Below are 26554 nucleotides of genomic sequence, written 5' to 3' on the forward strand. Positions count from 1 at the left end.
TCGCGGTCGGCCCGGGCCGTCAGCCGGGGGTGCAGACCTTGGAGATCTCCGCCGCGGCGTCCGCGACGGGCTTGATGTCGGGGGCGGTGTTGCCCTGTTCCACGGAGGTGCGGACGTTCTTGACGGCCGTGGCCATGGAGTCGACGGCCTTGCCGAGGTCGGCGTTGCCGGTCTGGTCCTTGATCTTCTTCAGGTCCGTGTCGATCTGGTTCAGCGCGTTCTGGGTGTCCTGGACGCTGTTGCCGGCGTTCGAGACGGCCTGCTGGAGGTTGTCGACGCTGTTGGCTATCGCGACCGCCGTGTTGGCGCAGTCCATCGCGGTGGAGATGGCGTCGCAGGAGGTGAGGGCCGGGACGGTGAGGGCGGCGGCCAGGGCCACGGCCGCGACGCGGAGCTTGGGCGTGGGCGTGGTGCGGTTCATGCGGGTCCCCCCGGGGGTGTGGGTACGGGTACGGGCGCACGGTGATGACTCCGTGCGCCCGTACCGGCGTAGACGCGTGCCCGCGCCGTGCGGTTGCTACGGGGCCTGGAGGTCCAGGGCGGCGAGCTGGAGGGCTTCGAGGTCGGCGCAGCCGCCGGCGGCGAGGTCGAGGAGGGCGTTGAGCTCCTTGCGGTCGAAGGGCTCGCCCTCGGCGGTGCCCTGGACCTCGACGAAGCGGCCGTCGCCGGTGCAGACGACGTTCATGTCGGTCTCGGCGCGCACGTCCTCCTCGTAGCAGAGGTCGAGGAGCGGGACGCCGTCGACGATGCCGACGCTGACGGCGGCGACGGTGCCGGTGAGGGGCTTGCGGCCGGCCTTGATCAGCTTCTTCTGCTGGCCCCAGGCGATGGCGTCGGCGAGGGCGACGTAGGCGCCGGTGATGGCGGCGGTGCGGGTGCCGCCGTCGGCCTGGAGGACGTCGCAGTCGAGGACGATGGTGTTCTCGCCGAGGGCCTTGTAGTCGATGACGGCGCGCAGCGAGCGGCCGATGAGGCGGGAGATCTCGTGGGTGCGGCCGCCGATCTTGCCGCGGACGGATTCGCGGTCGCCGCGGGTGTTGGTGGAGCGGGGCAGCATCGAGTACTCGGAGGTGACCCAGCCTTCGCCGCTGCCCTTGCGCCAGCGCGGGACGCCTTCGGTGAAGGAGGCGGTGCAGAAGACCTTGGTGTCTCCGAAGGAGATGAGGACGGAGCCCTCGGCGTGCTTGCTCCATCCGCGTTCGATGGTGACCGGGCGGAGCTGTTCGGGCGTGCGGCCGTCGATGCGAGACATGGCTGTGAGCCTAGTCGTTGCGGGGGCGGCCCGGGTGACGGGCGGGAGTACGGGTGGGTGCGGGGGTGGTGCGGGGTGGCGGGTACGGGTGGGGGCGGGGGTGGTGCGGGGTGGCGGGTACGGGTGGACCCCGTCCGGTCGGGCCGGTACGGGGTCCTCGTCATGCGGTGCGGGGGCGCTTCACATCATGTCTTCGATCTCGCCGGCGATGGGGTCGGCGTCCGTGCCGATGACGACCTGGACGGCGGTGCCCATCTTGACGACGCCGTGGGCGCCCGCGGCCTTCAGGGCGGCCTCGTCGACGAGTTCGGGGTTGATGACCTCGGTGCGCAGGCGGGTGATGCAGCCCTCGACCTCTTCGATGTTCTCGATTCCGCCGAGCCCGGCGACGATCTTCTCAGCCTTGGTGGCCATGTGTTTCTCCCTGAGTGTGGCGAAGAACGAGTCTCGGCGGCCGTAACCAGCTGCGTCCGCTTCGTCACGGTAGCTCACGGTTGGCCCATCTACGCGAGCGGGAGCGGGACGTCTGCCGAATGATGACGATCAGCAGCACCCTGCCCACAGCTGGTCTACACCAGTGTGCCGCACGTGCTGCGGCTGCCCAAAAGCGGGCCCGGCACAGGGAGGACGCGGATGAGCGCGAGCAGTGCCGAGGCGGCACCGCAGCCGAAGTGGTGGAGCGGCCTGTACCCGGGGCTGCAGAAGATGGGGCGCAGTCTCCAGCTGCCGATCGCGGTGCTGCCGGCGGCCGGGCTGCTCATCGGGCTGGGGCAGGCCCGGGTCCTGGGCGAGGAGGGCCTGGGCTGGACGGTCGTGGCGAAGGTGATGGCGGCCGCGGGCGGCGCCCTGCTGAACGCGGACATCGGCCTGCCGCTCCTCTTCTGCGTCGGCGTCTCGATCGGGATGGCGAAGAAGGCGGACGGTTCGACGGCGCTGGCCGCGGTGGCGGGCTTCCTGGTCTACCGGGGGGTGCTGCACGCGTTCCCCAATGTCTGTCCGGCCGGGACCGTCGACATCCGCGGCGGCTGCCTGGGGCCGAACAACACCTTCGTGGAGTTCACGTACCAGAACCCGGGGGTGTTCGGCGGCATCGTCATGGGCCTGCTGACCGCCTGGTTCTGGCAGCGTTTCCACCGGGTGAGGCTGGTCGACTGGCTGGGCTTCTTCAACGGCCGCCGGCTGGTGCCGATCGTCATGTCGTTCGTGGCGATCGCGTTCGCCGCGCTGTGCCTGTGGATCTGGCCGCCGGTGGGCGCCGCGCTGGAGAGCTTCTCCGACTGGCTGACGCGGCTGGGGCCCTGGGGGTCGGGCGTCTTCGGGGTGGCGAACCGCGCGCTGCTGGTGGTCGGCCTGCACCAGTTCCTGAACGTGCCGGTGTGGTTCCAGTTCGGCAGCTACACCAAGCCGGACGGGACGACGGTGCACGGTGACATCAACATGTTCCTGGCGGGCGACCCGGACGCGGGGCAGTTCACGACCGGCTTCTTCCCGATCATGATGTTCGCGCTGCCCGCGGCGGCGCTGGCGATCACGCACTGCGCGAAGCCGCAGCGGCGCAAGGAGGTCGCCGGTCTGATGCTGTCGGTCGGGCTGACCTCGTTCGTCACGGGGATCACGGAGCCGATCGAGTACTCGTTCCTCTTCGTCGCGCCGGTGCTGTACGCGGTGCACGCGGTGCTGACGGGCGTGTCGATGGCGGTGTCGTGGGCGCTGGGGGTCCACGACGGCTTCGCCTTCTCCGCGGGCCTGATCGACTACGTCATCAACTTCAGCCTGGCGACGAAACCGCTGCTGATCATTCCGATCGGCCTGTGCTTCGCGGCGGTGTACTACGTCGTCTTCCGCTTCGCGATCACGAAGTTCGGGATCCCCACGCCGGGGCGGGAGTCGGACGAGGAGATCGAGGCGATGCGGCGGGAGAACACCAAGGCGTAGCCCTGGGGGCGAGCCCCTTGTGACGCAAGGCCCGGGCCTTCGGATCCAGCGATCCGGAGGCCCTTCTTCCTGTGACCCAGGCCACACAAAATCGAAGGTTCCTTATCTAACCCCGACCGTGCTACAACTGGTCTACACCACCTAATGGTGTAGACCATGCAGCTGCCGAGCAGCCAGCGGTCTCTTCCGAGACGCCGCCACCCCCATTTTCCCATGTCCCCTGGCAGCGCCTTGCCCACTGGAGGAAGCCCATGTCCACAGCGACCGCTGCGGAGAAGAAGAAGGGCGCTGGCGTGATGGCCGTCATGCAGCGCATCGGCCGGAGCCTCATGCTCCCCGTCGCGGTGCTGCCGGCCGCCGCACTGCTGGTCCGTCTCGGCGACAAGGACATGCTGGGCTCGGCCTCGATGCCGGAGTTCATCAACAAGATCGCCGGCTACATGTCCGCGGGCGGCGGCGCGATCCTGGACAACATGGCGCTGCTGTTCGCCGTGGGCATCGCGATCGGCTACGCGAAGAAGTCGGACGGCTCGACCGCGCTCGCCGCCGTCACCGGCTACCTGGTCTTCAAGAACGTGCTCGCCACGTTCACCGACTCCAACCTCCCGAAGATCGCCAAGGTGGTCGACGGGAAGATCGCCATGGTCGAGGCGCCGGTGGACGCCAAGGTGCTCGGCGGCGTCGTCATGGGCCTCGTGGTCGCCCTTATCTACCAGAAGTTCTACCGGACCAAGCTCCCCGAGTGGGCGGGCTTCTTCGGCGGCCGCCGCCTCGTCCCGATCCTCTCGGCCTTCGCCGGCCTGCTGATCGGCATCGTCTTCGGCCTCATCTGGCCGGTCCTCGGCACGGGTCTGCACAACTTCGGCGAGTGGCTCGTCGGTTCCGGCGCCGTCGGCGCGGGCATCTTCGGCGTCGCCAACCGCGGCCTGATCGCGGTCGGCATGCACCACCTGCTCAACTCCTTCCCGTGGTTCCAGGCGGGCGAGTACAACGGCAAGAGCGGCGACATCGCCCGCTTCCTCGCCGGCGACCCGAGCGCCGGGCAGTTCATGACCGGCTTCTTCCCGATCATGATGTTCGCCCTGCCGGCCGCGTGCCTCGCGATCGTCCACTGCGCCCGCCCCGAGCGCCGCAAGGTCGTCGGCGGCATGATGTTCTCGCTCGCGCTGACCTCGTTCGTCACCGGCGTGACCGAGCCCATCGAGTTCACCTTCATGTTCATCGCGCCGGTGCTCTACGCCGTCCACGCGGTCCTGACCGGTGTCTCCATGGCCCTGACCTGGGCGCTGGGCATGAAGGACGGCTTCGGCTTCTCCGCCGGCGCCATCGACTACCTGCTGAACCTGGGCAAGGCCACGAACCCGGCCGGGCTGGCGCTGGTCGGCCTCTGCTTCGCGGCGCTCTACTACGTGATCTTCCGCTTCGCGATCACCAAGTGGAACCTGCCGACGCCGGGCCGCGAGTCCGACGAGGAGCTCGCCGAGCTGGCGAAGGCCGAGGCCAAGTAAGTTTCGTAGGCGGCACTACGCGACGGAGCCCCCGCTCTCCCGGAAGGGAGGGCGGGGGCTCCGTCGTGCTGCCGCTCGGTGGGCCCGGGCGCTCGGGGGTACTCCGCCGCGTCAGACCTCGTAGACGGCGCCGGCCTGCGCGAGGTCGACGCGTCCGTCGTACACCGCGCGGGCGTCCGCCAGGTTCTGCCCGGCGTCGGTCCACGGCGGGATGTGCGTCAGCACGAGCCGCCCGACCCGGCCGTCGCGCGCGTACTCGCCGGCCTCGCGGCCGTTGAGGTGGAGGTCCGGGATGGTCTCCTTGCCGTGCGTGAAGGAGGCCTCGCACAGGAACAGGTCCGCGCCCTCGGCCAGCGTCCCCAGCTCGGGGCAGGCCCCGGTGTCCCCGGAGTACGCCAGCACCCGCCCGCCGTGCTCGATGCGGATCCCGTACGACTCGACCGGGTGGCTGACCCGCTCGGTGCGGACCGTGAACGGGCCGATCTCGAAGCCGGCGGACTTCAGGGTGCGGAAGTCGAAGACCTCGCTCATGGAGCGCTCGTCCGGGACGTCGTCGTAGGCGGTGGTCAGCCGCTGCTCGGTGCCCTCCGGCCCGTACACCGGCAGGGGGGCGCAGCGGCCGCCCTCGTGGCGGTAGTAGCGGGCGACGAAGTAGGCGCACATGTCGATGCAGTGGTCGGCGTGCAGATGGCTCAGGAAGACCGCGTCGAGGTCGTACAGACCGCAGTGGCGCTGGAGCGCGCCGAGGGAGCCGTTGCCCATGTCGAGGAGCAGCCGGAAGCCGTCGGCCTCGACGAGATAGCTCGAACAAGCCGAATCCGCTGACGGGAAGGACCCCGAACAGCCGACGACGGTGAGCTTCATGGAGCGTGAACCTCCGTGGACGGGCCGTGGACGGAGTGCGGGCCGTGCGTGCGTCGAGCGTAAGGCGCGAAACCTCCGGTCGCTCCTCCGCGGCAGGCCGTTGTGGGGGGAATCACCTGTGCTGTCACCCAGGGGAGCGACGGCGGGTACGTGCGTTGCCGCGTCGCTGCCGCGCCGGGGGTGGCCGACGCGGCTACGGTCGGTCCATGGACACGTCCTGGTGGTTCGCCGTGGTGGCGGCGGTCGCCGTGGTGGTGGCGGTGCTGGTCCCCCGGCACGTCAGGAGGCGTGCGGCCGCGCCCCCGGCGCCGCCGCACGGGCTGGGGCCGCCGCCGCGGGTGCGGCCCGGTGAGCTGTGGTGCCTGGCGGACGGGCGGCCCTGCCTGGTGCTGTCGGCGCGGCCGCACCGGGCGTCGGCGCGGGTGGCGTGGATCGTGGGCAAGTACGACGACCGGCGGCCCGGGGTCGTCCCGCTGCCGCCGGGCATGGCGGGCGTCGGGGGCCGCGGCGGCTTCCTGGAGGCGGACCGGCCGCAGGAGGTCTCGGTGTGGGAGTTCCGCAAGCGGCTGGGCACGCTGGACCCGGCGCTGTGGGACGAGGCCAAGGGGCTGGGAGGCGGTACCGGATGACCGGGCGGAACACCGGGCGGAACATCAGGCTGCGGCGCGTCTACGATCCCCCCGAGCCGGAGGCGGACGGCGTGCGGGTCCTCGTGGACCGGCTGTGGCCGCGCGGGCTGTCGAAGGAGGCGGCCGCGGTGGACGAGTGGCCGAAGGCGGTGACCCCGTCCGGGGAACTGCGCAAGTGGTTCCACGACGGCGGCTCGGCGCGGGAGTTCCGGGCGCGGTACGAGGCGGAACTGGCGGAGCCGGGGGCCGCGGCGGAGCTGGAGCGGCTCCGCTCGCTCGCGGCGGCCGGCCCGCTGACGCTGCTCACCGCGGTCCGTGACCCCGGGGACAGCCACGCCGCGGTCCTGGCGGAGCACCTGGCACCGTGACCCCCGGGCCGGACGGTACCGCCGGGGCGGGGTGCCGGCCGGGGCCGCGGGGCCGGGGTTGCCGCTGCGCGGAGCCGGTCCCCCACCCGCCCTTCCACCGTTTCCGGGGGCTCCGCCCCTGACCCCGCACGGGCGCCCCGCGCCCGTCGCCCCGAACGCCGGCGGGGTTGCAGGAGCCGCGCGGGGTCCGGGGGCGGGGCCCCCTGGGGGCCTACGCCCAGAGCTGGCCCTGGAGGACCTCGATGGCCTCCTCCGTCGTCGCCGCCGTGTAGACGCCCGTCGACAGGTACTTCCAGCCCCCGTCGGCGACGACGAACACGATGTCGGCGGATTCGCCGGCGGCGACCGCCTTGCGGCCGACGCCGATCGCCGCGTGCAGGGCGGCGCCGGTGGAGACGCCCGCGAAGATGCCCTCCTGCTGGAGGAGTTCACGGGTGCGCGTCACCGCGTCCGCCGAGCCCACCGAGTAGCGGGTCGTCAGGACCGAGGCGTCGTACAGCTCGGGGACGAAGCCCTCGTCGAGGTTGCGCAGTCCGTAGACGAGGTCGTCGTACCGCGGCTCCGCGGCCACGATCTTCACCCCGGGCACCTGCTCGCGCAGGTAGCGGCCGACGCCCATCAGGGTGCCCGTCGTGCCCAGGCCGGCCACGAAGTGGGTGATCGAGGGGAGGTCCGCCAGGATCTCGGGGCCGGTCGTGGCGTAGTGGGCGCCCGCGTTGTCCGGGTTGCCGTACTGGTAGAGCATCACCCAGTCGGGGTGCTCCGCCGCCAGTTCCTTCGCCACGCGCACCGCGGTGTTCGAGCCGCCCGCGGCCGGCGACGAGATGATCTCCGCTCCCCACATCGCGAGAAGGTCGCGGCGCTCCTGCGAGGTGTTCTCCGGCATCACGCACACGATCCGGTAGCCCTTGAGCTTCGCGGCCATCGCGAGCGAGATGCCCGTGTTGCCGGAGGTGGGCTCCAGGATGGTGCAGCCGGGGAAGAGCCGGCCGTCCTTCTCCGCCTGCTCGATCATGTGGAGCGCCGGGCGGTCCTTGATCGAGCCGGTCGGGTTGCGGTCCTCCAGCTTGGCCCAGATCCGGACGTCCTCCGAGGGGGACAGCCGCGGCAGGCGGACCAGCGGGGTGTTGCCGACCGCCGCGAGCGGGGAGTCGTAGCGCATTACTTCGAGCCGCCGGCCACGGCCGGGAGGATGGTGACGCTGTCGCCGTCCTTGAGGGCGGTGGCGATGCCGTCGATGAAGCGGACGTCCTCGTCGTTGAGGTAGACGTTGACGAAGCGGCGCAGCTTGCCGTCCTCCAGGAGGCGCGCCTCGATGCCCTTGTGACGGGTCTCCAGGTCCGCGAACAGCTCGGAGAGGGTGGCGCCCTCGCCGTTCACGGCCTTCTCGCCGTCGGTGTAGGTGCGGAGGATGGTGGGGATGCGGACCTCGATGGCCATGGCAGCGGGCTCCAGTGTCGTGAAGGAGGAGGGTGAGGAAGCGTGAGGGCGCGCTCTCGTGCGGCCCGCGCGCGGGGCCGTGGTGCTCAGGCGGCGGGACAGATGGCGCTGGCGAGGCGGCACAGGTCGACGTGCAGCCGCGCCACGAGCAGCAGCCTGCCGGGCGTCTCGATGCTCACGTCGTGGGAAACCATGCGGTCATGTTAACGATTCCCGGTCCCCCGTTTGGAGTGTGATCCCGCATCGTGGACGCCGTCGGCTCACATGGTGGTCAGTAGGCCTCGACGACCTGCACTTCTTCCTCCGTGATCACGCCGTCGACGATGCGGTACGAGCGGAACTGGAACTCGCCGAGGCCGTCGGTGTCGGCCGTGGAGACCAGGACGTAGTGGGCGCCGGGCTCGTTGGCGTAGGTGACGTCCGTGCGGGAGGGGTAGGCCTCGGTCGCGGTGTGCGAGTGGTAGACGATCACGGGCTCTTCGTCCCGGTCGTCGAGTTCGCGGTAGAGCTTCAGCAGGTCCTTCGAGTCGAACTCGTAGAACGTGGGCGAGCGGGCCGCGTTGAGCATCGGGATGAACCGCTCCGGGCGGCCGGTGCCCGCCGGGCCGGCCACCACGCCGCACGCCTCGTCGGGGTGGTCCTTGCGGGCGTGCTCGACGATCAGGTCGTACAGGGCCTGGGTGAGGGTCAGCATGGGCCACAGGATATGCAGACGGGCCCTCCCGTACCGAGGTGTGGTACGGGAGGGCCCGGATGTTGGACACGAGGTCCGCGGGAGCGCGGTTCCCGGCCGTGACAGGCGGCCGGGACCCGTGTCGGCTACGCGGAGGTCGAGGCCTTCTCCAGCTCGGCTCCGCCGGAGCTGCGGGCCTTGAGGACGAGCCAGGACACGCCGAGGATCAGACCCCACAGCGGGGCGCAGTACAGCGAGACGCGGGAGTCCTTGTCGACGCCCATCATCACGATGACCATGCCGATGAAGGCCAGCGAGAAGTAGCTGGTGTACGGGGCGCCCGGGGTGCGGAAGGCCGACTGGGGCAGTTCGCCGCGGTCGGCCTTGGCGCGGTAGCGGATCTGGCAGACGAGGATGACGATCCAGGCCCACATGCCGGAGATGGTGGCGAAGGAGACGACGTAGTCGAAGGCCTTGCCGGGGGCGACGTAGTTGATCCAGACGCCGACGAGCATGAGGGCGGCGGAGAAGGTGGTGCCGACGAGCGGGGTGCCGCTCTTGGTGAGCTTGGTGAAGAACTTCGGGCCCTGGCCGTTGAGCGCGAGGTCGCGCAGCATGCGGCCGGTGGAGTACATGCCCGAGTTGCAGGAGGACAGGGCGGCGGTCAGGACGACGAAGTTGACGATGGCCGCGCCGATGCCCAGGCCCATCTTCTCGAAGGCGAGGACGAAGGGGCTCTCGCCGGCCTTGAAGTTGGACCACGGGATGACCGACATGATCATGATCAGCGCGCCGACGTAGAAGACGGCGATGCGCCACGGCACGGTGTTGATGGCCTTGGGCAAGGTCTTCGCCGGGTCCTTGGACTCGCCGGCGGTGACGCCGACCAGTTCGACCGCGAGGAAGGCGAACACGACGATCTGCAGGGTCATCAGCGTCTCGCCGATGCCGTTGGGGAAGAAGCCGCGGTCGTTCCAGAGGTTGGAGACGGAGGCGCCGGCGGCGGCGTCGGAGAAGCCGACGGTGAGGATGCCGGCGCAGATCAGGATCATGCCGACGATGGCGGTGACCTTGACCATGGAGAACCAGAACTCCAGCTCGCCGAAGAGCTTCACGGAGATCAGGTTGGCGGCGTAGAGGATGACCGTGAAGATCAGCGCGTAGGCCCACTGCGGGAAGCTGTCGTGCGTCCAGTACGACATGTACTTCGCGGCGGCGGTCACCTCGGTGATGCCGGTGACGACCCAGAACAGCCAGTACGTCCAGCCGGTCGCGTAGCCCCAGAACGGGCCGAGGAACTCGCGGGCGTAGTCGGAGAAGGAGCCCGACACGGGGCGGTACATGAGCAGCTCGCCCAGGGCCCGCATGATGAAGAAGATGACCAGGCCGACGATCGCGTAGGCCAGGATCAGGCTGGGCCCGGCCTTCGAGATCGCCTTGCCCGCGCCCAGGAACAGGCCGGTGCCGATGGCCCCGCCGATCGCGATCATCTGGATCTGGCGGGCGCCGAGCGCGCGGTGGTAACCCTCGCCGTCGCCCTCGCCCTGCGCGCCCTCGCCGGGCGTCCTGTCGTGCTGCTCGACCTGCACAGAGGTCATGTTTGGTGCGCCTTTCTCCACGCCGACCCGCGCCTCGAACGGCTGCGGATCGGGTCCTCGATCCCCCCGGATACGGATGGAGTTGCACCCGGCGGTCAGCCGGTTCAAGCGGGCCGGGGGACATGGGTGGCGTCCCGTCGGCGGTCGTGAAGATTTATCACGCGCTTAGGGGAGGAGGAAGGGGCGAAATGCGACGTAGGGAGGGTTTAAATCCGGACATACGACATGAAATAGATCAGATCACCGCATGGCGGTGATCTGATCGTTATCCGGATTTGAGCGTCCGCTGAGCGAACGGCGTGCGCAACGAGGCCCTCCGGGGGCCTCAGAGGGTCTCGACGAGGGTCTCCTGGAGGCCGCCCAGCCAGAGGTACGCCATCACCATCGGCTTGCGCGGGTCGTCGTCCGGCAGCCGGTACAGCTCCCCGCTCTGCTCGTCGTCGGCGATCTCCAGCCGGGCCGCGATGGTCAGCCGCAGGTCGTTGAGGGCGCCGAGCCAGCGCAGCGGAAGCTCCCCGCCCAGCTCCAGCACCGCCGCCCCGTCCCCGCCCGGGGTGAGCGCGTCGAGGCTGCGCACGACGGCCAGCGCGTCCTCCCGCTTGCGGGTGCGCAGGTCGTTCTCGGTGAAGCGGCGGAACTCCGCCGAACGGGCGCGCAGCTCCTCCGGATCCTCGCCGGGGCCCGCGCCGGGGCCCCCGTAGGCGTCGGGGAACAGCCGGGCCAGCGCCGGGTCGGACGGGGGCTCGGTGGGCCCCTCGGCGGCGAACAGCACGGCCAGCGGATCGGCGTCCTCGGCGGGCTCCGGCTCGCCGGGGCCGATCAGCTCCAGCAGCTGCACCGCGAGGGAGCGCAGGATGGAGATCTCGATCTCGTCCAGCGCGACGGCGGCCCCGCCGCCCTTCAGCGGCTCGAACACGCCGCCCATCAGGTGCGGTCCTGCGAGAGGGTCGCCCAGAGCCCGTAGCCGTGCATCGCCTGCACGTCGCGCTCCATCTCCTCGCGGGTGCCGCTGGAGACGACCGCCCGTCCCTTGTTGTGGACGTCGAGCATCAGCCTGGTCGCCTTGTCCTTGGGGTAGCCGAAGTACGCCTGGAACACGTACGTCACGTAGCTCATGAGGTTGACCGGGTCGTTGTGGACCAGGGTCACCCAGGGGACGTCCGGTTCCGGGACCGCGAAGGTCTCCTCTGCCGACTCGGTCCGTTCGATCTCAATGGGAGCAACACTCACTTGTCCCATGCTGCCACTGTGACGGGCCCGTCGCACAAACGGGCCCCCGCGCCGCCCCCCGCCCTACATCTCGTCACTTTGACGAAATGTGCGCTAGCATCCGTGTCATGAACCCTGCGGACCTGGGCCTGCCGGTGGACGTGCCGTCGACAGCGCTCTTCACCGACCACTACGAGCTCACGATGCTGCAGGCCGCGCTGGCCAACGGCACGGCCGACCGACGCTCCGTCTTCGAGGTCTTCACCCGGCGGCTTCCCGAGGGGCGCCGCTACGGCGTGCTGGCGGGGACCGGGCGCGTCCTGGACGCCGTGGAGAACTTCCGCTTCGACGGAGCGGTGCTGGAGTTCCTGCGCGAGCGGGCCGTCGTCGACATGCGGACCCTGGACTGGCTGGCCTCGTACCGCTTCTCGGGTGACATCTGGGGCTACCCGGAGGGGGAGGTCTACTTCCCCGGGTCCCCGGTGCTGCGCGTCGAGGGCAGCTTCGCCGAGTGCGTGCTGCTGGAGACGGTCGTCCTGTCGATCCTCAACCACGACTCGGCGATCGCGGCCGCCGCCTCCCGGATGGCCTCGGCGGCGGGCGACCGGCCGCTGATCGAGATGGGCGCGCGCCGGACGCACGAGCTCGCGGCGGTCGCGGCCTCGCGGGCCGCTTACGTGGGCGGCTTCACCTCGACCTCCGACCTGGCGGCCGGGTTCCGCTACGGGATCCCGACCGTCGGCACCAGCGCGCACGCCTTCACCCTGCTGCACGACAGCGAGCGGGACGCGTTCACCGCGCAGGTGGCCTCGCTGGGCTCCGGAACCACCCTCCTGGTGGACACCTACGACGTGGCGGAGGCCGTCCGCACGGCCGTGGAGGTCGCCGGGACGGGGCTGGGCGCGGTCCGGATCGACTCCGGCGACCTGCTGCTGGTCGCGCACCGCGTGCGCCAGCAGCTCGACGAGCTGGGGGCGACGGACACGCGGATCGTGGTCACCTCCGACCTGGACGAGTACGCCATCGCCTCGCTGGCGGCGGCGCCGGTGGACGCGTACGGCGTGGGCACGCAGCTGGTGACGGGCAGCGGGCACCCGACGTGCTCGATGGTCTACAAGCTGGTCGCGCGGGCGGAGTCGGCGGACCCGAAGGCCCCGCTGGTGCCGGTCGCGAAGAAGTCCTCGGGCGGGAAGACGTCGATCGGCGGCCGCAAGTGGGCGGCGCGGCGGGTGGACGCCGACGGGGTGGCGGAGGCGGAGGTGGTAGGGACCGGGCCGGTCCCGGCGGCCCTGGCCGGCCGGCAGCTGCTGGTCCAGCTGGTCAAGGGGGGCGAGGTGGTGGCCCGCGAGCCCCTGGACACGGTGCGCGCCCGGCACCGCCGGGCCCGGGCCGGCCTTCCCCTCTCGGCGACGCAGCTGTCCCGGGGCGAGCCGGTGATCCCGACCGAGTACGCCTGACCGGCCCGGGCCTGCCGGGCCCGGCGCTCGAACGCGGGCAGGGCCGTACGCACCCCGCGCGGCGTTCGGGCCCGCCGGGCGCGGAGCGCACGGATCCGGGTCCGGGCGCAGCCGCGGCGGGGCCGGGGGGCCCGTTTCGGGAAGGGGCGGGGTGGGGGAAGAGCACCCGCAGGGCCCGACGCGCCGCACGTACGACATCCACACCGAGCCGAAGGGCACGCGACATGCACCGCGCACTGATCGTCGTCGACGTACAGAACGACTTCTGCGAAGGCGGCAGCCTCGCGGTCACCGGCGGCGCCGACGTCGCCGCCGCGATCACCGAGCTGATCGGGAACGCCACCGCCGGCTACCGGCACGTCGTGGCGACGCGCGACCACCACGTCGACCCCGGCCCGCACTTCGCCCGCCCCCCGGCGGAGCCGGACTACGAGAACTCCTGGCCCGTGCACTGCGTCGCAGGGACCGAGGGCGTCGGGTTCCACCCGAACTTCGCGCCGGCCGTCGCCTCGGGGGCCGTCGCCGCCGTCTTCGACAAGGGTGCGTACGAGGCCGCGTACAGCGGGTTCGAGGGCACCGACGAGAACGGCGAGGGACTCGCACGGTGGCTGCGCGAGCGGAACGTGGACGAGGTGGACGTCGTCGGCATCGCCACCGACCACTGCGTCCGCGCCACCGCCCTCGACGCGGCCCGCGAGGGGTTCACCACCCGCGTCCTGCTGGACCTGACGGCCGCCGTGGCCCCGCACACCACCGAGAAGGCCCTGGAGGAGCTCCGGGCGGCCGGGGTGGCCCTCGTCGGCACCGCGCCGGCCCGCGGCCGCGGCTGACCCCCGGCGCACCCCGCAGGGCGCCGGCCGCCGCCGGGGCCGCGAAGGCCCCCCGGCCGCCCCTGGGCGCCCTCCGGGCGCGCCCGGGCCGCCGGGGCGCCGCAGGACCCCGCCGCAGCCGTCAGGACCGCCGCGGCGGCCCGGGGGGACACCCCCCGGCCCAGGGGGACACCCCCTAGCTCCTAGTTCCCCAGCAGGGCCCTGATCGGGTGCCACAGCTCCGCGGTGCCGTCCGGGGCGCCCCGCCACAGCAGGCCGTCCGGGTGGTGGAGGACGGCCGTGATCTCGTCCGGGGTCGGCGGCTGGGCGTTGCCGCGGAGGTACACCGCCCGCATGCCGAGGTTCCGCAGCCTGGTCAGGGCGCGGGCCCGGTTCGCGGCGTGCACCAGCACGCGGACGTTCCCGCCCTCGCCGGACGGCCTCGGCAGCGTCAGCGCGACCACGACGCTGCCGCCCGGCAGTCTGACGAAACCTCCACCTGGCATGATCTCCAGCTCCCCCGTCAATAAGAACAGTCGTCCGTGCATCTAAACGCGATCGGCCGCCGCCCGCTAGAGGGCGACGGCCGATCATGCTTTGACCTGCGGTTTTACCGGACTACTTGCCCGAGGGGCCGACCTCGATCGTCATCTGGAGGCCGTCGTAGGTCTCCTTCGCGATCTTGATCTTGGTGTTGGTGTCAGCGACCTTCACCGAACCGGTCGGGTTCTCGTCGTAGTAGTACTTGCCCTTGTGGTCGTCGAAGACCAGGTTGGCCGGCTTCGGCTTGACGAAGAGCGACTCGCCGTTCTTGTGCAGGGTGAACGCGTCCGTCGAGTAGGCGCTGAACGGGGCGTCGTACGGCTGGATCTTGTTGCGCAGCAGGGTGCCGTCGGCCCACTTCATCGGCTTGGCGTTGGCGTCGATCGGCAGGATCAGACCCGAGCCGGGGTGCTGGCTCGTGTTGTTGTCCTTCTGCGACTTGTCCCACAGCCAGATCAGCAGACCGTCCTGGTACGGGTAGTGCTCGACCCAGTTCGGCTTCGAGTTCGCCCAGCCGAAGTTGTACGGGCCCACCTTGAGGGTGGTGTCGTACGAGACGTAGCGGCGGTTCTCGGCGATGTAGTACTGCGGGTACTCCTTGGTGAAGCTCCCGCCGACCCGCTCGAAGCCCTTGCCGGTCCAGCCGTTGTCGCCGTTCTCGGCACCGTCGGTGAACAGCGCCGCACCGTCGGCGGTCAGGGTGATGGCGTCGGCCGTGAAGCCCTTGCCGCCCGCGCCGCCGTCCGTCTGGTAGCGGAAGCGGAGGTCGACCTTCTTGCCCGCGTAGGCGTCGAGCGGGAAGTTCAGGGACTTCCAGGCGCCGGAGGCGCCGGTCAGCGAGGGGCTGCCGGAGGCGTCGGCCGGGATGGCCGCACCGTCGGCGGTGCCGGCCAGCGCGTGCCAGGTGGCGCCGCCGTCCGTGGACACCTCGGTGTAGAGGAAGTCGTAGTCCTGCTCGATGTCCCACCAGCCCTTGAGGGACAGGGCCGCGGACTTCTTGCCCGTCAGGTCGACGGAGCGGGTGAGGGTGTTCTTGAGGTCGTCACCCATCTGGCTCCACCACTGCGAGGAACCCTCGGCGGGAGCGACGATGTCGGTCTTGACCTGCTTCTTCGGCAGCTCGACGACCAGCGCCTGCTTGTCCTTGGTGTTGTACTCCGACACACCCAGCTTGTGCGTGGACTTCGTCGCGGCCTTGGCCGTGTCGTAGTTCAGCCAGCCCAGCTGGAGCTTGTCCCAGGCGGTCATGTCGCCCGGGAGGTCGCCTATGGAGTCCTTGCCCTCGCCGAGCCAGGAGCCCGCCGACATCAGGGACCAGAAGCCGACCGAGTTCTCGCCGCCGCCGGAGGTGTCGTAGAGGTCCGGCAGACCGAGGTCGTGGCCGTACTCGTGCGCGAAGACGCCGAGGCCGCCGTTCTCCGGCTGCATCGTGTAGTCGCCGACCCACATGCCGGTGTCGCCGATCTGGGTGCCGCCGGCCTTGTTGTTGGCCGGACCGGTCTTGCCGACGTCCGTGCCGTACGCGTACCAGCGGTGCGCCCACAGCGCGTTGGTGCCCTGCACGCCGCCGCCGGCCGACTCGTCCTCGCCCGCGTGGACGATCTGGAAGTGGTCGATGTAGCCGTCGGGCTCGTTGAAGTTGCCGTCGCCGTCGTAGTCGTTGCGGTCCCACTGGTCGTACTGCGCCAGCGTGGCCTTGATGTCGGCGTCGGACTTGCCGGCCTTCTTCTGGGCGTCGACCCACGCGTTCACGCCGTCGCGGACGGCGTCCCACACGGTGGGGCAGTTGGTCTGGCCGCAGTAGTTCGAGCCGTAACGGGCCTCGTTCCACGGGATCTTGACCCAGTCGGAGACCTGGCCGTCGACCGAGTAGCGGCCGGAGGAGGTCTTCTCGTAGTAGGTCTTCAGCGAGTTCTTGCCCTGGCCGGTACCGAAGTACAGGTCCTGGAAGTAGTCGCGGCTGAAGTCCTTGCGCCAGGCGGTGCTGTTGTTGCTCGCGCGGTCGGGCTGCGCGATCTGGTTGTGCAGCGGGCCGGGCGTGCCGCCGAACTTGGGCTGCGGCGGCTTCGGGCCGTTCGGGCCGTCCGGGTCGAACATGGTCGTGTTGTCGACCTGGTCGCCGAAGTCGACGAGGATGGTGAAGATCTTGTCGGTCTTCTCGCGGCCGAGCTCGACGTACTTCTTGTCATCGAGCTTGACGACCTTCGAGGCGCCGCGCTGCTCGACCTGCTTCTTGCCCGCCAGCACCTGGTCAAGGGCAGCCTCGCGCTCCTGCGCCTGCTGCTTGCTGAACGGGGTCTCCAGGTCGTGCTTGACCTTCTCCTGCGCAGGAGCGGTCGGGTCCTGCTTGCCCGAGGCGGGTACGCCGCCCCAAGTGGTGTCCGCCTGGGCCGTGGCGAAGAAGGCGCCCGAGGCGGCCGTAGCCGCCATGGTCACGCCGACTACGGCGGCGCGCATCGCGCGACGCCTTGCGGAGTTGCCGGTCACTTGATGTCGTTCCCCTCCCGCGGCCGCGACGAAGGGTCGGAACGTCTCCATAGGAGCGGGGGGTTCCGCGCGGCGCGCGTCTCAAGTGACGACATTTGACCGGAGAGTCTAAAGAAAAGACAGACCTTGACTTCTTCCTTACAACTGCACTATGCGGTCAGCGAGTTCCGCTATTCGGACGTTTGGCGCCATCGGGGTCTTCCGGGGCGAAGGGACCTCCCGCCGCCGTCCGACGGCCGGTTGCAACCCGGTTTGTGACCCCGTGCGCCCCCCTGTGCTCCTGACACCGTGGGTAAGGTCACGCTTACCCGCACCCCTCCTCGGGCATCCCGTCGTATGGGTCACCCGACGCGCGCGACCGCCGGGCCGACTCCGAGCCGACGCACCCCCGCACCTGCCGCCTCCGAGGACGGAACACGTCATGCCGCGTCCGACTGCCGCACAGCTCGCCTACGGCTCCGCCACCGTCATCGTGTCGACGATCGCCATGCTGCTGCTCTCGCAGACGAGCACGGGGATCGGGGTCGCGGTCATCTCCGCCGCCGCGCTCGCCCTCGGGCTGCTGGTCGCCCTCACCGTGCCGCTCCCGCGCCGCCGCGGCCGGCACGCCGCCGCGCGCCGCGGCCGGCAGACCGCGCCCGTGCCCGCGGCGCCGGCCGGGGACCCCGCCGCCGCCCGGGTGCCGGAACCCCGGACGGCCCCCGTGGAGCACCCCGTCCACCACTGAGCCGCATCCGCGGACGCATACGGACGCGCGCGGGCGCCCGGCCCCTGGGAGCCGGCCGCCCGCGCGCCCGTGCGCGTCCTGAGCCCGCCTCAGGGCACCGAGACCACCACGGTTTTGGCGGCCTTGTCGTGCAGGCCCTGCTGGTAGGGCTTGTCGACCAGGATCGAGATGCCCACGATGACCCACCACAGGCCACAGCACAGGAAGAACGGCACCCACAGGGTGGCCGCCCGGGCGGCCGAGGCGCCGGAGGGGGGCACGCTGCCGTTGTCGAGCATGGCCACCCGCAGGCGCATCGCCTTCTTGCCCAGGGTCTGGCCGCCCTTGTGCGTGAAGAACCAGTCGTAGCCGATGAAGGCGGCGATGTAGAGCAGCCACCACAGCAGGAAGGCGCCGCCGAGCCAGCGGGAGGCGTCGTCGGTCAGCTCCCCGCTCTGGTCGGTGTCGGCGGGGAGGGCGAAGCCGACCGCGAAGAGGATCAGCCAGAGCGGGATGAGCACGACCAGCACGTCGATGATGCGGGCGACGAGCCGCTTGCCCATGTCCGCCAGCGGGGGCATGCCGGCGAGCGGGTCGGGCACGCCGTAGCCGCCGTACGGGGGCGGCGGCGGGGGCGGGTAGCCGCCCCCGGGCGGGCCTCCGGGCGGGGGCGGGGAGCCGCCGCCCGCCGGACCGCCGGGCGGGGGCGGGGAGCCGTACGGCGAACCGCTCGGCGGGGTCGGGGAGCCGTACGGCGAACCGCTGGACGGGGGCGTCGGTTCCTGGGGCTTCTTGAGGAACGGGTCGTCCTCGGGCGGCTCGCCCGGCGGCGGCTGGTCGGTGCTCATGGCCCGAGTCGAACCCGGCCCCGCCGCCCCCGCAACGCGGCGGTGTCCGTCCGGGCGACGGGCCCGCGCCCGGCCGTCAGCGGGCCACGTACGTCCCGGCGGCCTTGTCGTGCCAGGCCTGCCGGCGCGGCCGGTCGACCAGGCACCAGAGGCCGCCCGGCAGGCCGAGGACCGCGTAGAGGAGCCAGCGGAGCAGGGCCGCGCCGAAGCCGGGCGGACGCAGGCCGGCGGTGGTCAGCACCCGCACCCCGCACAGCTTCTTGCCGGGAGTGCGGCCCCAGCGGGCGGTGGGCAGGGCCTCGTAGAACACCCCGAAGAGCAGGACGGCGGCCAGGACGAGGCCCAGCCGGCCGGCGGTGGTGGCGTCGAGCAGCCATACCGTGGTGGTGCGCCCGCTGGCCCGGGCGGCGTCGACCTTGGCCTGGACGTGGGCCGTCACCCCCGGTACGAGGGGCAGCGCGGCGGCGACGCCCACCCCGGCGAGGACGAGCGAGTCCAGGCCCCTGGCCAGCCCCCGGCGCACCAGCCCGGCGGGCCGTACGGCCCGCTCCGCCATGCGTTCGAAGAGGGCCCGGGCGTCCTCCCGTTCGGGCGCCGAGGCGGGGGCGGACGAGGGGGCGTGCGCGGTGGCGGGGGCGTGCGCGGCGGGCCCCGCGGGGGCCGTGCCCGCAGCGGCGCGGGTCCCGGGGGCGGACCGCACCGGGTCCTGTCCCGCGGCCCGCGCGCCGGGGTCGGCGGCCGCGGCCCGGCCGGAGGCCGGGGCCGGAACCCGGGCGGCGCCGGCCGGGGCCCCCGAGGGCTCGGGCCACCGCCCCGAGGCCGGGGCCTGCGGCCAGGGCGGCGCGGGGGCGGCGTCCGGGCCGTGGTGCGTGCCCGGGTGGGAGCCCGCCCGGGCGGGTTCCCCCGCCGGAGCCGGGGCCCGCGCCGGACCGGGGGCCGGAGCACCGGACCGCGCCCGGGCGGCCCCGCCGTCCGGAGCCCCCGCCGGAGCCCCGGGGGGCCACTCCCGGGCGGCGTCCTCCGCCGGATCCGGGGCGGGGGCGGGAGCGGGCGACCACGCCCGCGCGGCCCCGCCGGGGCCGGCGGGGGCGGGTGCAGCGGCGGCGTCCGCCGGGGGCGCGGGCCGTTCCGGGGAACGGGGCGGGGCGGCCGCCCGGGCCGTGGCCTCGGGCCAGCTGGACGTGAGGCCCGAGACACCCGTGCCCGGGGCTTCCGGCCAGGCGGACGGGCGGGCGGGGAGGAGGCCCACGCTCTCGGCGGCGGCCTGTGCGGGCAGCCGCCGTGCGGCGGGCGCGGCGGCCGCCGGACGGGCCAGGGAGATCCCGCCGGGCCGGGCGTCCTCGGGCTCCCCGACGTCCGGGCCGCCCCAGGAGACCCGGACGTCGCGGGGCCCGCCGAACCCTGCCTGGTGCGCGGGATCCGCCTGCCAGGCCGGCGCCGGCGCGCGGTCCCGTACCGGTGGCCGGGGGCCGGGACCGGGCTCGGGGCCGGGGTCCGGCAGGGCCTCGGTCGCGGAGGTCTCGTCGAGGAACACCGGCCCCGTCTCCTCCACCGGGGCGGGGGCGGGGGCGGGGGCGGGACGGCTCGTACCCGGGACCCAGGCGGCGCCGTTCCAGTACCGGACGTACCCGGGGATGGACGGATCGGGGTAGTAGCCCTCGCGGGCCGCGTGCTCGCCGTCACCAGGGGAGGCCGTCAATGTCCCCAACTCCGATCGTGGCTCAAGGCTTGTGCAGGGGAGGACCCAAGGGGAGGACCATAGCCAAGAACCCCCTCCCGCCAGGTCCGGTAACGGCAGATTCCAAGCCTTTGAGCGAACCTCACCCCGACTCCGGCCCGCTCACGACCCCGCTTCCGCCCCGACCGACCGATTTCAGCCACCCAAAGATTTCGGCCAATCTTCGATCCGGTGCCGGAAGTCGCGTCATACCCGGGCACACGGGCGCTCTCTCCGGGCGTGGGGCCGTCCGCGCCCCGCGCCCGCAACCGACGCACCGAAGTGAGGCCCCGTGCACCACCACCCCGTCATCGAGCGCGAGCTGGAGCTCAAGCTCGTCCTGTCCCCCGAACGCGGCATCCGCGTCCCCGCGAAGCTGCTCTACCTGACCGACGACCCCTACGCCGTGCACATCACCTTCCACATCGGCACCAGCACCCCGGTCAACTGGACCTTCGCCCGCGAGCTGCTCGTCGAGGGGGTGTTCCGCCCCTGCGGCCACGGGGACGTCCGGATCTGGCCCACGAAGGTCGACGGGGAGTCCGTGCTGTGCATGGCGCTCAGCTCCCCCGACGGCGACGCCCTCCTGGAGGCCCCGGCGGGCGCGGTGTCGGCCTGGCTGGAGCGCACCCTGCGGGTGGTGCCGCCCGGGAGCGAGGCGGAGCGGCTGCGCCTGGACGAGGCGCTGGCCGAGCTGCTCACCCCGACCCCGGCCGACGAGCTGTGGCTGCGCGACCCGTGGCCCTCGGACGAGACCGCGGACGGCGACCTGTGATGCGCACCCCGACCGACACGGAGGCCCCGGCCCGTACGGGCGGCCCGTCAGAAGAGCTTGCCGGGGTTCATCAGCCCGAGCGGGTCGAAGGCCCGCTTGACGGCGCGCTGCACCTCCAGCCCGACCGGCCCGAGTTCGCGGGCCAGCCAGTCCTTCTTCAGCACCCCGACGCCGTGCTCCCCGGTGATGGTCCCGCCCAGGGCCAGCCCGAGGGACATGATCGCGTCGAAGGACTCCCGGGCCCGCCGCGTCTCGTCCTCGTCCGCGGGGTCGAAGCAGACGACCGGGTGGGTGTTGCCGTCGCCCGCGTGCGCGCAGACGCCGATGAGCAGGTCGTACGTCCGCGCGATGGCGGCCGTGCCGTCCAGCATCTCGGCCAGCCGCGACCGGGGCACGCAGACGTCGTCGATCATCGTCGCGGGCCGCAGGGCCTCCAGGGCGGTCAGGGACATCCGCCGGGCCTGGAGCAGCAGTTCCGACTCCGCCTCGTCCTCGGCGGGTACGACGGCACTCGCCCCGGCGGCCGTGCACAGTTCGCCGACGGCGGCGAGGCCGGCGGGCGCGTCCGGGGTGTCGAAGGCGGCCAGCAGCAGCGCCTCCGTGCTGTCGGGCAGGCCCATCCTCCCGAGGGCGTTGACGGCGCGGACGGTCGTGCGGTCCATCAGCTCCAGCAGCGAGGGGACCAGGCCCGCCTCCATGACGGCGCAGACGGCGGCGCAGGCGGCCGCGACGGACGGGAACTCGGCGGCGAGCGCCAGCTGCCGCGGCGGCGCCGGCCGCAGCGCCAGGACGGCGCCCACGACCACGCCCAGGCTGCCCTCGGAGCCCACGAAGAGCCGGGTCAGGTCATATCCGGCGACCCCCTTGGCGGTGCGCCGCCCGGTGCGCAGCAGCCGCCCGTCGGCCAGGACCACGTCCAGGCCGAGCACGTACTCGGCGGTGACCCCGTACTTGACGCAGCACAGCCCGCCCGAGGCGGTGCCGATGTTGCCGCCGATCGTGCACTGCTCCCAGCTGGAGGGGTCGGGCGGGTAGTACAGGCCCTGTTCGGCGACGGCCCGGGAGAGGACCGCGTTGACCACGCCCGGCTCGACGACGGCGATCCGGTCGACGGCGGAGACCTCCAGGATCCGGTTCATCCTCACGAGGGAGAGGACGATGCAGCCGTCGGAGGCGTTGGCGGCCCCGGAGAGGCCCGTACGGGCGCCCTGGGGCACCACGGGGACCCGTAGGGCGGTCGCGGTGCGCATCACGTGCTGCACCTGCTCCACGGTCCGCGGCAGGACGACGGCGGCCGGGGTGCCGGCGGGGCAGAAGCCGGCCATGTCGGTGGCGTAGGAGGCGGTCACCTGCCGGTCGGTGAGGACCGCTTCGGGCGGGAGGCCCTCGCGCAGCCGCGCGAGGAGACCGGGGTGCGCAGGGGCCAGGTCGTCGTCCATGGGGCCAGAGTGGCAGCCGGGGCCATCGGTGTGAACACGGCTGCGGTGGGCTTCGGACACCCGGGCGGCCTCTTCATATTGACGCACAGTGAGCGCATGGACGGTTTCGACGAGCATTCCCCGCAGCCCGCGCCGCCCGTGACGTTCACCGGCCGCAAGACGGTGGTGGCGGCCGCGGTGACGGTGGTCCTGATCGCCGCGACCCTGCTGATCCGCCCCGCCCGCACGGGCGACGACGCGCGTCCGCCGGGGCCGGGCGAGCGGGCCGCGTCGGCGGTGGGCAGGGGCGCCCCGGCGGCGGCGGTGGACCTGACGGCGCTGGTGGCGGACCGGGAGAAGTGGCTCGCCGGGCATCCGGACGACGACGCTTCGTGGGCGGTGCTCGGTTCGGCGTACCTGGAGCAGGCGCGGCGGACGGCCGATTCCGGCTGGTTCCCGAAGGCGGAGCGGGCCCTGAAGCGGTCCCTGGAGGTGCGGCCCGCGGAGAAGGGCAACCTCGACGCGATGACGGGCATGGGCGCGCTGGCGGGCGCCCGGGGGGACTTCGCGACGGCCTGCAAGTGGGGCGAGCTGGTCCGGGCGCAGGCGCCGCAGCGCTGGACGGCGTACCCGGTCCTCGTGGACGCGTACTCGGGCCTGGGCGACTACAAGGGCGCGCAGAGGGCGATGGACCGGCTGCTGGAGCTGCGGCCGGGGCTGGCCGGGCACCTGAGGGCCGCCCAGGTCTACCGGGACCGGGGCTGGCGCGAGGACGCGGTGGTGTCGCTGGAGGCGGCCGGGGGTGCGGCGAAGTCCCCGACGGAGAAGGCGTACGTGCTTTTCCGGCTCGGGGAGCTGGCCTGGGAGCGGGGCGACCCGGCGGAGGCGCTGCGCCAGTACGAGGCAGCGCAGCGCACGGACCCGGCGCAGGCGGAGGCCCTGGGGGGCCGGGCGCGGGCGCTGGCGGCGCTGGGGCGCGGCGGGGAGGCGGTGCGCGACTACCGGCTGGCGCTGGGGCGTACGCCGCTGCCGCGGCTGGCGCTGGAGCTGGGTGAGCTGCTGGACTCGCTGGGGCGGCCGCAGGAGGCGCGGGCGCAGTACGAGGCGGTGTCGGTGCTGGCGGCGCGGGCCAGGGCCGACGGGGTCGACCAGGAGGTGGTCCTGGGCCTGTTCGAGGCGGACCACGGCGACCCGGCGGTCGCGGTGCGCCGGCTGTCGGCGGAGTGGGAGCGGCACAAGAGCGTGCAGGTGGCCGACGCGCTGGGGTGGGCGCTGCACCGCAGCGGCGAGGACACGGCGGCGCTGGAGTACGCGAAGAAGGCGACGGAGCCGGGTCTGCGCAGCGCCGAGTTCGCCTACCACCGGGCGGTGGTGGAGCAGGGCCTCGGGGACGAGGCCGCGGCGCGGCGGCACCTCCAGGAGGTCGAGCGGACGAACCCGGTCTTCTCGCCGGTCCGCGGCCCGCTGGCGAAGGAAGCCCTGGCCTCGATCGGCCAGCCGGCGCCGGGCGGGCCGGAGAACATGCAGCCGCGCACGCCGTGGGTGGCCCCGGAGCTGCCGAAGCCCCGGCCGAAGCCGAAGCCCGCGGCGCAGAAGCCCGCGCCCAAGCCGGCCCCGGCCAGGCCGAAACCCGGGCCGTCGGGCAGCTGAGACCCCGGGAGACGGGCCGGCCCCGCCGCAGGACGCGCGGCGGGGCCGGACCGGTGACGCGGGGGCCGTACGGGCTAGAGGTTGCCGCGGATGGCCTGCTCGCGCTCGATGGCCTCGAACAGCGCCTTGAAGTTGCCCTTGCCGAAGCCCATGGACCCGTGGCGCTCGATGATCTCGAAGAACACGGTCGGACGGTCCTGCACCGGCTTGGTGAAGATCTGCAGCAGGTACCCGTCCTCGTCCCGGTCCGCGAGGATCTTCAGCTCGCGCAGCTCGTCGATCGGGACGCGGGTGTCACCGACCCACTCGCCCAGCGTGTCGTAGTACGCGTCCGGCACGGACAGGAACTCGACGCCCGCGGCGCGCATGTTGCGCACGGTGGCGACGATGTCGTTCGAGGCCAGCGCGATGTGCTGCACGCCCGGGCCGTTGTAGAACTCGAGGTACTCGTCGATCTGCGACTTCTTCTTCGCGATCGCCGGCTCGTTGATCGGGAACTTGACCTTCTTGGTGCCGTCCGCGACGACCTTCGACATCAGCGCCGAGTACTCGGTCGCGATGTCGTCGCCCACGAACTCCTTCATGTTCGTGAAGCCCATGACCTTGTTGTAGAACGCGACCCACTCGTTCATGCGGCCGAGCTCGACGTTGCCGACGCAGTGGTCGATCGCCTGGAAGGTCCGCTTGGCCGGCGCCGCGACCAGGGGCTCGCGCGCCACGTAGCCCGGCAGGTAGGGGCCGGTGTAGTCGACGCGCTCGACGAGCGTGTGGCGGGTCTGGCCGTACGTGGCGATCGCGGCCAGCACGACGGTGCCGTGCTCGTCCTTGACCTCGTACGGCTCGTCGAGCCCGCGGGCGCCCTGCTCGACGGCGTACGCGTAGGCGGCGCGCACGTCCGGGACCTCGATGGCGAGGTCGATGACGCCGTCACCGTGCTCGGCGACGTGCTCGGCGATGAAGCGGCCGTGGTCGGTCGTCGGCTTGATGACCGAGGTCAGGACGAAGCGTGCGGAGCCGTTGGTCAGCACGTAGCTGGCGGTCTCCCGGCTGCCGTTCTCCGGTCCGGAGTAGGCGACGAGCTTCATGCCGAAGGCGGTCGAGTAGTAGTGCGCGGCCTGCTTGGCGTTGCCGACGGCGAAGACGACCGCGTCCATGCCCTTCACCGGGAAGGGGTCTGCCTCACGCGCGGTCTGCGGGGGGGTGTCCAGGGTCTCAGTCATGTGGGCAGCGTCCCGCCGTTCCACAAGCTGCGCAATAGTTTCCATTTCTGCTGTACAGATTGCCCAGCGGCGCCCGAGGATGACTGAGAGATCTGTGCAGGATGACCAGCCGATCGAGGGAAGGTTTCCATGGCCATCGACGAACTCGACGGACGCTTGATCGTGCTGCTGGCGCGCGAACCCCGGATCGGGGTCCTGGAGGCCTCGCGCCGGCTCGGGGTGGCGCGCGGCACGGTGCAGGCGCGGCTGGACCGGCTCCAGTCGAACGGGGTCATCCGCGGCTTCGGGCCGCAGGTGGACCCGGCGGCCCTGGGCTATCCGGTGACGGCCTTCGCCACGCTGGAGATCAAGCAGGGGCAGGGCGCGGACGTACGGGCCCACCTGGCGGGGGTGCCGGAGGTGCTGGAGCTGCACACGACCACCGGGCACGGGGACATGCTGTGCCGGCTGGTGGCCCGGTCCAACGCCGACCTCCAGCGGGTCATCGACCGGGTGGTCGGCTTCGACGGGATCGTCCGGGCGTCGACGGCGATCGTCATGGAGAACCCGGTGCCCCTGCGGATCATCCCGCTGGTGGAGCAGGCGGCCGGGGACCGCTGACCGGCGTCCGCCGACATCCAAAGAAAGGCTTGCAAAGAAACCCTTGCATAGAACCCTTTGCAAGCCTACGGTTGAGCCATGCCCGAAACGAACGCGGAAGACCCCAAGCAGCCCACGGTCCGTACGCTCGACGCCCGCTCGCTGCGCGGCCTCGCCCACCCGCTGCGCATCCGCATGCTGGCCGCCCTGCGCCACGAGGGACCGGCCACCGCCTCCCAACTGGCCGAGCGGCTCGGCGAGTCCAGCGGCGCCACCAGCTACCACCTGCGCCAGCTCGCCGCCCACGGCTTCGTCGAGGACGCGCCCGGCCACGGCAAGGGCCGCGAGCGGTGGTGGCAGGCGGTCCACCAGGGCACGGCCTTCGACGAGACGCTGATGTACGACGAGAGCGACCCGGAGACGCGCGGCGCCGCCGACGCCTTCCTCCACGAGATCGCCACCATCCACACCCAGGAGCTCACCACCTGGCTCGGCGACTCCCACACCTGGCCGAGGGAGTGGCGCTCCTCGACGGACATGAGCGACTTCACGCTCCGCCTGACCCCCGCCCAGGCCACCGAACTGATCCACAAGATGCACGACCTGGTGAACAGCTACCGCGACCTGCCGCAGGCCGAGGACACCGAGACGGTCCGCCTCCACACGCACGCCTTCCCGCGCCGCGGCCGCGCATAGCCCCGCACCGCTCACGCACCCCTCCCCCGCCGCTCACGCACCGCCCTCGCACCCGCCCGGCGCCGCTCCCCCGCCGCCCTCGCACCGCCCTCGCACCGCCCGGCGCCGCTCCCCCGCCGCTCCCGCACCGCCCTCGCACCCCTCCCGCGCCGCCCTCACGCCGCCTCGCACCC

General features: G+C 72.3%; 28 protein-coding genes. 11 read left to right on the top strand and 17 right to left on the bottom strand.

The annotated features are described in order from the left end of the window. Positions 1-19: 19 nt before the first annotated feature. The 3 genes from AB0469_RS17105 to AB0469_RS17115 all read right to left on the bottom strand — a co-directional run bounded on the left by AB0469_RS17105 (position 20) and on the right by AB0469_RS17115 (position 1744). Positions 20-421: a hypothetical protein gene (locus AB0469_RS17105; protein ID WP_366452193.1), complete on the bottom strand. Its 402-nt coding sequence runs from the start codon at positions 419-421 to the stop codon at positions 20-22. 96 nt (positions 422-517) lie between these two features. Beyond that, on the bottom strand, positions 518-1252 hold the full coding sequence (gene rph, locus AB0469_RS17110) for a ribonuclease PH (protein WP_042809242.1): 735 nt from the start codon (positions 1250-1252) through the stop codon (positions 518-520). A 180-nt stretch (positions 1253-1432) separates the two neighbouring features. Next, the gene (locus AB0469_RS17115) at positions 1433-1744 is read right to left on the bottom strand and encodes a PTS glucose/sucrose transporter subunit IIB (protein WP_366452194.1); all 312 of its coding nucleotides are present in this window, start codon (positions 1742-1744) and stop codon (positions 1433-1435) included. 141 nt (positions 1745-1885) lie between these two features. Here AB0469_RS17115 and AB0469_RS17120 point away from each other — a divergent pair, with 141 nt between their 5' ends. After that, positions 1886-3187: a PTS transporter subunit EIIC gene (locus AB0469_RS17120; protein ID WP_366452195.1), complete on the top strand. Its 1302-nt coding sequence runs from the start codon at positions 1886-1888 to the stop codon at positions 3185-3187. Positions 3188-3438: 251 nt separating this feature from the next. After that, positions 3439-4695, top strand: coding sequence for a PTS transporter subunit EIIC (locus AB0469_RS17125; protein ID WP_366452197.1), 1257 nt, complete (start codon positions 3439-3441; stop codon positions 4693-4695). Between the two features lie 111 nt (positions 4696-4806). On the opposite strand, the gene AB0469_RS17130 is transcribed toward AB0469_RS17125, so the two are convergent. After that, entirely contained in the window at positions 4807-5559 is a 753-nt protein-coding gene (locus AB0469_RS17130) for an MBL fold metallo-hydrolase (protein WP_366452199.1), read from the bottom strand. Between the two features lie 206 nt (positions 5560-5765). Here AB0469_RS17130 and AB0469_RS17135 point away from each other — a divergent pair, with 206 nt between their 5' ends. Continuing rightward, complete coding sequence (locus AB0469_RS17135) at positions 5766-6188, top strand: hypothetical protein (protein ID WP_366452200.1); 423 nt, start codon at positions 5766-5768, stop codon at positions 6186-6188. Beyond that, a complete protein-coding gene (locus AB0469_RS17140; protein ID WP_366452201.1) occupies positions 6185-6556 on the top strand; it encodes a DUF488 family protein in 372 nt (123 codons plus the stop codon). The genes AB0469_RS17135 and AB0469_RS17140 overlap by 4 nt, the downstream gene beginning before the upstream one ends. 211 nt (positions 6557-6767) lie before the next feature. Here the strand turns inward: AB0469_RS17140 and AB0469_RS17145 are convergent, their stop codons facing one another. The 7 genes from AB0469_RS17145 to clpS form a co-directional block, all read right to left on the bottom strand. Then, positions 6768-7718, bottom strand: a complete 951-nt coding sequence (locus AB0469_RS17145; RefSeq protein WP_366452203.1) for a cysteine synthase — start codon at positions 7716-7718, stop codon at positions 6768-6770. Next, a complete protein-coding gene (locus AB0469_RS17150; protein WP_366452204.1) occupies positions 7718-7996 on the bottom strand; it encodes a MoaD/ThiS family protein in 279 nt (92 codons plus the stop codon). The genes AB0469_RS17145 and AB0469_RS17150 overlap by 1 nt, the downstream gene beginning before the upstream one ends. Before the next feature lie 86 nt (positions 7997-8082). Continuing rightward, a complete protein-coding gene (locus AB0469_RS17155) occupies positions 8083-8190 on the bottom strand; it encodes a putative leader peptide (RefSeq protein WP_311736929.1) in 108 nt (35 codons plus the stop codon). A 77-nt stretch (positions 8191-8267) separates the two neighbouring features. Beyond that, positions 8268-8690 carry a M67 family metallopeptidase gene (locus tag AB0469_RS17160; RefSeq protein ID WP_366452205.1) on the bottom strand — a complete coding sequence of 141 codons (423 nt, stop codon included), beginning with the start codon at positions 8688-8690 and terminating at the stop codon, positions 8268-8270. A 125-nt stretch (positions 8691-8815) separates the two neighbouring features. Then, a complete protein-coding gene (locus tag AB0469_RS17165; RefSeq protein WP_366452206.1) occupies positions 8816-10267 on the bottom strand; it encodes an amino acid permease in 1452 nt (483 codons plus the stop codon). A gap of 325 nt (positions 10268-10592) precedes the next feature. Further along, positions 10593-11192 (bottom strand): DUF2017 domain-containing protein, encoded by a 600-nt coding sequence (locus AB0469_RS17170; RefSeq protein WP_366452207.1) that lies wholly within the window; start codon positions 11190-11192, stop codon positions 10593-10595. Further along, complete coding sequence (gene clpS / locus AB0469_RS17175) at positions 11192-11506, bottom strand: ATP-dependent Clp protease adapter ClpS (RefSeq protein WP_366452208.1); 315 nt, start codon at positions 11504-11506, stop codon at positions 11192-11194. Before clpS ends, AB0469_RS17170 begins: the two co-directional genes overlap by 1 nt. A 98-nt stretch (positions 11507-11604) precedes the next feature. On the opposite strand from clpS, the gene AB0469_RS17180 reads away from it, so the two are divergent. Together AB0469_RS17180 and AB0469_RS17185 are read left to right on the top strand one after the other, a co-directional pair. Next, positions 11605-12933 carry a nicotinate phosphoribosyltransferase gene (locus AB0469_RS17180; RefSeq protein ID WP_366452209.1) on the top strand — a complete coding sequence of 443 codons (1329 nt, stop codon included), beginning with the start codon at positions 11605-11607 and terminating at the stop codon, positions 12931-12933. A gap of 224 nt (positions 12934-13157) precedes the next feature. Next, the gene (locus tag AB0469_RS17185) at positions 13158-13763 is read left to right on the top strand and encodes a nicotinamidase (RefSeq protein ID WP_366452210.1); all 606 of its coding nucleotides are present in this window, start codon (positions 13158-13160) and stop codon (positions 13761-13763) included. A 182-nt stretch (positions 13764-13945) separates the two neighbouring features. Here the strand turns inward: AB0469_RS17185 and AB0469_RS17190 are convergent, their stop codons facing one another. Both AB0469_RS17190 and AB0469_RS17195 read right to left on the bottom strand, forming a co-directional pair. Then, the gene (locus AB0469_RS17190) at positions 13946-14248 is read right to left on the bottom strand and encodes a hypothetical protein (RefSeq protein ID WP_042814502.1); all 303 of its coding nucleotides are present in this window, start codon (positions 14246-14248) and stop codon (positions 13946-13948) included. A gap of 112 nt (positions 14249-14360) precedes the next feature. Next, positions 14361-16742 carry an immune inhibitor A domain-containing protein gene (locus AB0469_RS17195; protein WP_366452211.1) on the bottom strand — a complete coding sequence of 794 codons (2382 nt, stop codon included), beginning with the start codon at positions 16740-16742 and terminating at the stop codon, positions 14361-14363. Between the two features lie 451 nt (positions 16743-17193). Between AB0469_RS17195 and AB0469_RS17200 the strand changes: the two genes are divergently transcribed. Next, positions 17194-17499: a hypothetical protein gene (locus tag AB0469_RS17200; protein WP_366452212.1), complete on the top strand. Its 306-nt coding sequence runs from the start codon at positions 17194-17196 to the stop codon at positions 17497-17499. A gap of 89 nt (positions 17500-17588) precedes the next feature. On the opposite strand, the gene AB0469_RS17205 is transcribed toward AB0469_RS17200, so the two are convergent. Beyond that, entirely contained in the window at positions 17589-18326 is a 738-nt protein-coding gene (locus AB0469_RS17205; protein ID WP_366452213.1) for an RDD family protein, read from the bottom strand. A gap of 76 nt (positions 18327-18402) precedes the next feature. Further along, complete coding sequence (locus tag AB0469_RS17210) at positions 18403-20025, bottom strand: RDD family protein (protein WP_366452214.1); 1623 nt, start codon at positions 20023-20025, stop codon at positions 18403-18405. Positions 20026-20335: 310 nt separating this feature from the next. Here AB0469_RS17210 and AB0469_RS17215 point away from each other — a divergent pair, with 310 nt between their 5' ends. Beyond that, complete coding sequence (locus AB0469_RS17215) at positions 20336-20818, top strand: SsgA family sporulation/cell division regulator (protein WP_366452215.1); 483 nt, start codon at positions 20336-20338, stop codon at positions 20816-20818. Positions 20819-20865: 47 nt separating this feature from the next. On the opposite strand, the gene AB0469_RS17220 is transcribed toward AB0469_RS17215, so the two are convergent. Then, positions 20866-22257 carry an FAD-linked oxidase C-terminal domain-containing protein gene (locus AB0469_RS17220; RefSeq protein WP_366452217.1) on the bottom strand — a complete coding sequence of 464 codons (1392 nt, stop codon included), beginning with the start codon at positions 22255-22257 and terminating at the stop codon, positions 20866-20868. A 96-nt stretch (positions 22258-22353) separates the two neighbouring features. On the opposite strand from AB0469_RS17220, the gene AB0469_RS17225 reads away from it, so the two are divergent. Further along, complete coding sequence (locus AB0469_RS17225; protein ID WP_366452218.1) at positions 22354-23886, top strand: tetratricopeptide repeat protein; 1533 nt, start codon at positions 22354-22356, stop codon at positions 23884-23886. 74 nt (positions 23887-23960) lie between these two features. Here the strand turns inward: AB0469_RS17225 and hppD are convergent, their stop codons facing one another. Next, positions 23961-25106: a 4-hydroxyphenylpyruvate dioxygenase gene (gene hppD / locus AB0469_RS17230; protein WP_366452219.1), complete on the bottom strand. Its 1146-nt coding sequence runs from the start codon at positions 25104-25106 to the stop codon at positions 23961-23963. A gap of 129 nt (positions 25107-25235) precedes the next feature. On the opposite strand from hppD, the gene AB0469_RS17235 reads away from it, so the two are divergent. Continuing rightward, positions 25236-25706: an Lrp/AsnC family transcriptional regulator gene (locus tag AB0469_RS17235; RefSeq protein WP_366452220.1), complete on the top strand. Its 471-nt coding sequence runs from the start codon at positions 25236-25238 to the stop codon at positions 25704-25706. Between the two features lie 78 nt (positions 25707-25784). Continuing rightward, complete coding sequence (locus AB0469_RS17240) at positions 25785-26381, top strand: winged helix-turn-helix domain-containing protein (RefSeq protein ID WP_366452221.1); 597 nt, start codon at positions 25785-25787, stop codon at positions 26379-26381. Positions 26382-26554 lie beyond the last annotated feature (173 nt).

It is taken from the genome of Streptomyces sp. NPDC093801 (assembly GCF_040701585.1).
Classification (GTDB): domain Bacteria; phylum Actinomycetota; class Actinomycetes; order Streptomycetales; family Streptomycetaceae; genus Streptomyces.

Coding starts and splice junctions, on each gene's coding strand:
- AB0469_RS17160 (WP_366452205.1), bottom strand. CDS start 8,690: ATGCTGACCCTCACCCAGGCCCTGTACGACCTGATCGTCGAGCACGCC.
- AB0469_RS17205 (WP_366452213.1), bottom strand. CDS start 18,326: ATGAGCACCGACCAGCCGCCGCCGGGCGAGCCGCCCGAGGACGACCCG.
- hppD (WP_366452219.1), bottom strand. CDS start 25,106: ATGACTGAGACCCTGGACACCCCCCCGCAGACCGCGCGTGAGGCAGAC.
- AB0469_RS17170 (WP_366452207.1), bottom strand. CDS start 11,192: ATGGGCGGCGTGTTCGAGCCGCTGAAGGGCGGCGGGGCCGCCGTCGCG.
- AB0469_RS17235 (WP_366452220.1), top strand. CDS start 25,236: ATGGCCATCGACGAACTCGACGGACGCTTGATCGTGCTGCTGGCGCGC.
- AB0469_RS17195 (WP_366452211.1), bottom strand. CDS start 16,742: ATGCGCGCCGCCGTAGTCGGCGTGACCATGGCGGCTACGGCCGCCTCG.
- AB0469_RS17185 (WP_366452210.1), top strand. CDS start 13,158: ATGCACCGCGCACTGATCGTCGTCGACGTACAGAACGACTTCTGCGAA.
- AB0469_RS17125 (WP_366452197.1), top strand. CDS start 3,439: ATGTCCACAGCGACCGCTGCGGAGAAGAAGAAGGGCGCTGGCGTGATG.
- AB0469_RS17130 (WP_366452199.1), bottom strand. CDS start 5,559: ATGAAGCTCACCGTCGTCGGCTGTTCGGGGTCCTTCCCGTCAGCGGAT.
- AB0469_RS17155 (WP_311736929.1), bottom strand. CDS start 8,190: ATGGTTTCCCACGACGTGAGCATCGAGACGCCCGGCAGGCTGCTGCTC.
- AB0469_RS17120 (WP_366452195.1), top strand. CDS start 1,886: ATGAGCGCGAGCAGTGCCGAGGCGGCACCGCAGCCGAAGTGGTGGAGC.
- AB0469_RS17240 (WP_366452221.1), top strand. CDS start 25,785: ATGCCCGAAACGAACGCGGAAGACCCCAAGCAGCCCACGGTCCGTACG.
- rph (WP_042809242.1), bottom strand. CDS start 1,252: ATGTCTCGCATCGACGGCCGCACGCCCGAACAGCTCCGCCCGGTCACC.
- AB0469_RS17140 (WP_366452201.1), top strand. CDS start 6,185: ATGACCGGGCGGAACACCGGGCGGAACATCAGGCTGCGGCGCGTCTAC.
- AB0469_RS17190 (WP_042814502.1), bottom strand. CDS start 14,248: ATGCCAGGTGGAGGTTTCGTCAGACTGCCGGGCGGCAGCGTCGTGGTC.
- AB0469_RS17165 (WP_366452206.1), bottom strand. CDS start 10,267: ATGACCTCTGTGCAGGTCGAGCAGCACGACAGGACGCCCGGCGAGGGC.
- AB0469_RS17180 (WP_366452209.1), top strand. CDS start 11,605: ATGAACCCTGCGGACCTGGGCCTGCCGGTGGACGTGCCGTCGACAGCG.
- AB0469_RS17105 (WP_366452193.1), bottom strand. CDS start 421: ATGAACCGCACCACGCCCACGCCCAAGCTCCGCGTCGCGGCCGTGGCC.
- clpS (WP_366452208.1), bottom strand. CDS start 11,506: ATGGGACAAGTGAGTGTTGCTCCCATTGAGATCGAACGGACCGAGTCG.
- AB0469_RS17145 (WP_366452203.1), bottom strand. CDS start 7,718: ATGCGCTACGACTCCCCGCTCGCGGCGGTCGGCAACACCCCGCTGGTC.
- AB0469_RS17150 (WP_366452204.1), bottom strand. CDS start 7,996: ATGGCCATCGAGGTCCGCATCCCCACCATCCTCCGCACCTACACCGAC.
- AB0469_RS17220 (WP_366452217.1), bottom strand. CDS start 22,257: ATGGACGACGACCTGGCCCCTGCGCACCCCGGTCTCCTCGCGCGGCTG.
- AB0469_RS17200 (WP_366452212.1), top strand. CDS start 17,194: ATGCCGCGTCCGACTGCCGCACAGCTCGCCTACGGCTCCGCCACCGTC.
- AB0469_RS17225 (WP_366452218.1), top strand. CDS start 22,354: ATGGACGGTTTCGACGAGCATTCCCCGCAGCCCGCGCCGCCCGTGACG.
- AB0469_RS17135 (WP_366452200.1), top strand. CDS start 5,766: ATGGACACGTCCTGGTGGTTCGCCGTGGTGGCGGCGGTCGCCGTGGTG.